This is a genomic window from Streptomyces albidus (ex Kaewkla and Franco 2022) (assembly GCF_013870515.1).
Lineage (GTDB): Bacteria > Actinomycetota > Actinomycetes > Streptomycetales > Streptomycetaceae > Streptomyces > Streptomyces albidus.
This window is the reverse complement of record NZ_JACBXA010000310.1, coordinates 1-5,906: the sequence shown is the minus strand read 5'-3', so window position 1 is coordinate 5,906 and position 5,906 is coordinate 1. Positions and strand designations below refer to the sequence as shown.

4 protein-coding genes and 1 pseudogene are annotated in these 5,906 nt (G+C 72.0%); 3 read left to right on the top strand and 2 right to left on the bottom strand.

Features of this window, described 5'->3' with window-relative positions:
• Window positions 1–914 (top strand): annotated as a pseudogene (locus H5J26_RS27525) (SWIM zinc finger family protein); the annotation flags it as partial.
• A 71-nt stretch (window positions 915–985) separates the two neighbouring features.
• Window positions 986–2,680, top strand: a complete 1,695-nt coding sequence (locus H5J26_RS27520) for a DUF5691 domain-containing protein (RefSeq protein ID WP_235981187.1) — start codon at window positions 986–988, stop codon at window positions 2,678–2,680.
• Between the two features lie 40 nt (window positions 2,681–2,720).
• On the opposite strand, the gene H5J26_RS27515 is transcribed toward H5J26_RS27520, so the two are convergent.
• Window positions 2,721–3,131: a cobalamin B12-binding domain-containing protein gene (locus H5J26_RS27515; RefSeq protein ID WP_181768676.1), complete on the bottom strand. Its 411-nt coding sequence runs from the start codon at window positions 3,129–3,131 to the stop codon at window positions 2,721–2,723.
• Between the two features lie 836 nt (window positions 3,132–3,967).
• Here H5J26_RS27515 and H5J26_RS27510 point away from each other — a divergent pair.
• Complete coding sequence (locus H5J26_RS27510; RefSeq protein WP_309238091.1) at window positions 3,968–5,614, top strand: peptidoglycan DD-metalloendopeptidase family protein; 1,647 nt, start codon at window positions 3,968–3,970, stop codon at window positions 5,612–5,614.
• A 108-nt stretch (window positions 5,615–5,722) separates the two neighbouring features.
• Here H5J26_RS27510 and H5J26_RS27505 read toward each other — a convergent pair.
• Window positions 5,723–5,906, bottom strand: a 184-nt coding sequence (locus H5J26_RS27505; RefSeq protein WP_181768674.1) for a hypothetical protein, incomplete at its 5' end; no start/stop codon positions are given.

Sequence of the window (5,906 nt, the reverse complement as noted above, 5' to 3'; positions counted from 1 at the left end):
AGGAGCGCCTGGCCGACCTGCTGCGCGGAGGCCTCGCGGGCGCGGATCAGATCAGGCGCGCTGAGTGGGAGGAGATGGCGGCCCGCATGGTCGACGCCCAGGCTCCCGGCCTGGCCTCCCGCATACGGGAGTTGGGCACTCTCCCTTCGTCCGGCCGGGGGTCCGCCCGGACCACGGGTCCCGCGGGGTGGCCGGAGCGGCTGCTCGCCGAGAGCGCCATGCTGCACCTGCTCAACCAGGGCGTTCTCAACCTGGACACGCTGCCGGAGCCGCTTGCCGCGACCGTACGGACAAGGGCGGGCCTCACCGTCGACGCGGCGGACCTCCTCGCCGACGACACGGCACGCGTCCGGGACGAATGGCTTGTGCTGGCCCGGCGGGACACCGAGGAAGCGCGGCTGACGGCCCGGCGTACCTGGCTCCGCGGCGAGGGCTCCGGTCGGGTGGCGCTGTTGCTGTCCTACGCGCCTGCGGGCAGGCAGCTCGACGTCCCGCTCCCCGTGGGCTCGTTGCTCGAAGCGGAGCTGTCCTACTACCCGGGCGCCCGTCCGCTCCGCGCGGCCATGGGCGAACGGCACACCGCACCTCGCCCGGGTCGCGTGCCTGCGGGCGGCACCGTCATGGACGCCCTGGCGGAGTACGGAGCGGTGCTGTGCGACGACCCGTGGCTGGACGCCTGGCCCTCGGTGCTGCGCGCGGTCGTGCCGATCGCCGGCGACGACGCAGTCGTGGGTCAGCTGGCCCACGCGGACGGGGAGTTCGCCGTGCCCGTCGCCCCGGGCACCTCGCCCTCGGCTCTGTGGAGGCTCTGGGCGGTGGCGGGAGGCGGCCCGGTCACCGTCTTCGGTGAGTGCGGTCACCGGGGCTTCTCTCCGTACACGGTCTGGAGCGGCGACGAGGCGGTGCCGCTGTGACAGGCGGGCAGCGCACGGGAGAAGCGGGGCCCCGGCCGCACCGACCATCCGGGACAGCCGGAGGGAGAGGCATGAACGAGAAACCGCAGACCGCGACGACGACGGAAGCGTCCGCGCCGGAACCGCCAGGTCCGGGCCCGCAGTCAAAGCCGGGCGGGCCGGGCACGGCCTGGGGCGAGCTCGTCTCCGCCGCGCTGCTCGGCACCGAGCGGCGCTCGCCGCCGGGCGGCAGTGTCACGGCGCTGCTGGCCGCGGCCGCCGTGGAGACCGTCCGGCACCGCGCAGGGCTGCTGCCCGCACGAGCCGGTGCGCGAGCCGATCCCGCACCGGAGGACGCCCGGCCGCCTCTGCCGGCAGCGGCCGCCCGGCGTCTGACGACGCTGCTCGACGCCCCCTCGGGAAGCGCTGGGAGCGGCGCAGGGCGCCGCGGTCCCACCCCCGACCTGGCCGAGCTCCTCCCGCAATGGCTGGCCGGAGCCAACGAGTTCGGGTACCGGGCACCGGCCGCCCAGCTCCCGGCCCTTCTCGACGCTGCACGCTCCCGTACCGATCTCCGCCCGGAGACCATGAGGTTCGCGGGGCCGCGGGGCCTCTGGCTGGCCCGGTTCAACCCGGACTGGAAGTTCGCCCTGCGCAACACGGTGCCCGTGCGTGGCGGCACCGGCACCGCGACGGACACGAGTGAGACGGAGGCGGCAGTCCGGGAGCTCTGGCAGGAGGGCCTCTTCGCTGAACGGGTCTCCCTGCTCACCTCGCTGCGCCGCCGCGACCCGTCAGCCGGGCTCGAGTTGCTGGCCGGCACGTGGACCTCCGAGCGCGCAGAAGACCGGCTGATGTTCCTCGACTCCCTCCGGGAAGGCCTCTGCCCCGCGGACGAACCGTTCCTGGAACAGGCACTCACCGACCGCAGCCGCACGGTCCGTGCCACCGCGGCCGAGCTGCTGAGCAACCTCCCCTCCTCCGCTCTGGCCGCGCGGATGGCGTCCCGCGCCCGTACGTGCGTGACGCTGGACCCGCTCACGACCGCACCCGGCATAGCAGTGGAGGCACCGCACGAATGCGATGCGGCCATGCAGCGCGACGGCGTCGTGCCGAAACCGCCCGCCGGCCGTGGGGAGCGCGCCTGGTGGCTGGTGCAACTGGTGGAGGCCACGCCGCTCGCCGCCTGGTCCGGCCAGTTCGGCGGACGCAGCGCCGGGGAGATAGCGGCGCTTCCGGTCGCGGACGAGTGGAAGCAGGACCTCCACACAGCCTGGCGCCGGGCCGCAGTCCGGCAGCGCGACACGGAGTGGGCGCGGGCGATGATCGGCGCACCCGCCGCACCGCTCGCGGAGGCTCTCAGCGATCCGGCGCCGCTCCTGGCCGTGCTTCCCGAAGCGGAACGCGCCGCGTGGGCGGCGCGCTTCATCGAGGCCCACGGGCTCTCGGAGGCCTTCCATGTGCTGGAGGTGTGCGCCGTTCCCTGGGGCGAGCCGCTCGGCCGCGCCGTCGTCGACTCCCTGGAGATCGCCCGTGACGCGGGCAGCTACCCGTGGAGGTTCAGCGGCGTGATGGGCCTGGCCGAGCGCTGCCTCTCACCCTCCGACGCCGTACGGCTGGCCCCGCTGGCGGCCGTCCCGGACGAGCCGGAGGGCGGCTCGCCGGGTGCCGGCACGTACTGGGCGGAGGCGTTCCACCGGATGGTCTCCACGCTGCACCTGCGCGGAGTGATGCGGGCCGAACTGCGGGGAGAGACGACGGAGTCGGGCCCGCCCGCCATGGGGTGAAGGGCGCAGGAAAAGGAGACGGGGGCAGGGGCCCGGCAGGTCAGGCGGCGAGCCGTCCTACGTTCGTCCGGATCCATTCGACGACCTCGGTCGTCGTCGCACCGGGCGTGAAGATCTCCGCCACACCGATCTCCTTCAGCGGGGCGATGTCGTCCTCGGGGATGATGCCGCCGCCGAAGACCTTGATGTCCTCGGCCTCGCGGTCACGCAGCAGCTCCAGCACCTTGGCGAACAGGGTGTTGTGAGCGCCGGAGAGGATCGAGAGGCCGATGGCGTCCGCGTCCTCCTGGATCGCCGTGCCCACGATCTGCTCGGGCGTCTGGTGCAGCCCGGTGTAGATGACCTCCATACCGGCGTCGCGCAGCGCCCGCGCGATGACCTTGGCCCCGCGGTCGTGACCGTCGAGACCCGGCTTGGCGACGACCACGCGGATCGGACCCGACAACCCCATCACTGCCTCCATCTCAACGGCCCTTCGACACTTCTACGACGGCACCTGCGTCATCCGTGGAGGGCTTCCGCGACTGCCGGAGTGAACGCACGTTATCTCCAGCATCCCGCACGCCGGCCGCTCCCGCTGTGAAGGGAGGGCGAAATCACACGTGGAGGACCGCACGGTCACTCCCCGTGCAGGCTCGGCTTGCGCTGATCATCGCGGACGAGCGGGCCGTGCTTCGCCGTCCGCGCGACGCGCACCGGCTACGACCGGTCGGTCAGGCCGGTCGGCCGGGCGGTCATTCGGCCCGGCCGGTCATCGATCGCCGCCCGCCGACCGACGTGGCCGCTCGGCGGGCTCATCCCCTCGCGGCCGGCGTCACCCCGCAAACACATGCACGTCTCCTGACCACCGCCCCCGCGTCGCACATGAACGCACAGATCTTCACGACCAGTTCGGGGCCGCGCGTCAGCCGGTACGGCCCCGCGTGACGTCCGCCACGGCCGCCGCCCGCGATCCCACCTGGGGGTACACAGCTTTTGGCTCGCATCGCCCGGCTTGCCCGTCACGGACATCACGGTTGTTTTCGCCTGTATCCGGGACGAGTTGAGAGCCGGGACGGGCCCGCGACTGCATCAGCGAAGCGACGGATGGGCCCGTCCATGACCCGAAATACTCGAACGCGCATCGAACGCAGTGCCAAATACCCGTGCGTAGAAGGCCGAAAGGCGGCCGAATGCCCGTTTCTCCCGGCCCTGAAACCTGTTGAAGATTGTCCTCCTCACATACCGCCGGGTACAGTCGCCCGCACTGTTCCGCCCCTTGTTGTCGAGGCGAAAGAGAAGTTGGTGGTGAACGAAAGTCACCCGTCGGGAAGCCCCTTCCCGTCAGATACCTCTCACGGCTTCTCGTACCCGGCGACCCACGACGGCGGACCGTACGAGCAGTCGGCCTTCGACAGCTACGCACAACAGGGCGCCCAGCAGGGCTATTCCCACGCGTACGACGGCTACTCGACGGGCGGCTACGACAACTTCGCCTCCTACGGCGACACGTCGTACGGAGACGGTGACCCCCTCTTCGGCTCCATGCCCGGCACGGATCACGGCAGTTACCCGACCGGCGGCTACGACGCCTATGCGGGACAGGGCACCTACGGCGACGGCGGATACGACACCGGCACCTCATGGGCGCAGCCCGGCTTCCCGGTGACGGCCGAAGCCCCCGCCCAACCCGGCGCGGAGCAGGCCGACTACGGGTACGCCACAGGCCAGTGGGACGGCTCGCAGTGGGAGACCGGGCAGTGGGACGCCTCCCAGTGGAACTCCGGTCAGTGGGAGACGGGCCAGTGGGACTCCCCCGCCGCTGACGGCAGTTGGGGCACCGCAGGACACGACGCCGCCGGGCACGCACCGGAAGCGGACCACTCCGTGGCGGCGCACGACGCCTACGCCTACGGCTACGACGACGCGGCCCAGGGCTACGAGGCCCCGGGCCACTACGACGAGGCCTACGAGTCCTACGACGGACACGAACCCGTGGCCGCTGAGGGATACGGCGCCTACGAGCAGCCCGCCTCGTACGACGAGCCGTTCGCCCACGAGGGCGGCCTCGATGCCACCGCGGCCTTCCCGAGCTTCCCCGGAGTCGACGCCGAGGCGCCCGCGCCCGTCGCACACGACGAGCCCGTCGAGGCCCACGGCTTCGTCGACGCCCGGCACGAAGTCACCCCCGACATCACACCGGTCGGCGGCCCGCCTCACCTCCGCAGCCGCCGCCGTTCCCCCAGGCCCAGGCGCTCCGCTCTGCTGACCATCGCAGCGCCGTCCGTCGCCGTGATGGGTGTGGCGGGAGCGGCCGCCGCATCGGTCGTGGGCAACGGCCAGGACGCCGACACGACCACCACGCAGGCCTCGGCAGCCGACACCGGCGTCAAACCGGCCAACAGCAAGCTGGACACCCAGCTCGCCGGACTCTCCGCCGACGCCGACGACTTCGCAGACAGGGCCAGCCGTACCCAGGAACGCATCGACCTCAAGGAGCGTCAGGAGGCCGAGCGGGCGCGCAAGGCGAAGGAGGCCGCGCGCAAGGAGGCGCTGCGCCCCAAGTTCGCGCTTCCCGTCAAGGAACACGGCCTCAGCGCCCAGTTCGGCCAGGCGGGTCTCAACTGGATGTCCGTCCACACGGGGATCGACTTCCCCGTCGACGAGGGCACCCCGGTGATGGCGGCCACCGACGGCACCGTCACCACCAAGTACGACATGTCCTTCGGGAACATGGCCGTGGTGACCGCACCCGACGGCACGGAGACCTGGTACTGCCACCTCAGCAGCACCAAGATCCGCTCGGGCGAGGTCAAGGCCGGCGACACCATCGGCTACTCGGGCAGCTCGGGCAACTCCACAGGCCCGCACCTGCACTTCGAGGTGCATCCCGGTGGCGGCGAGGCCATAGACCCGCTGCCCTGGCTGCGCTCCAAGGGACTCGACCCGTCCTGATCAGAGGGACGCGACCGCTCCTGACCACCTGACTCGACCGTACTGACGGGTGCTCAGGCGCATGCCGGAAACCCCGGCGCCGCGCGCCCCTTCTGCCCCGCCCGCCCGCTACAGCTTCTGCACGGGCGCGTACCTCAGCAGCAGCCGCTTCGGCTTCTCACCGCCGAAGTCGATCGTGGCCTCCGAGTTGTCCCCGCTCCCCTTCACCGCCATGACGGTGCCCAGCCCGAAGCTGTCGTGCGTGACCCGGTCCCCGACGGCCAGTGAGACGACGGGGCGGTCCGACGTACGC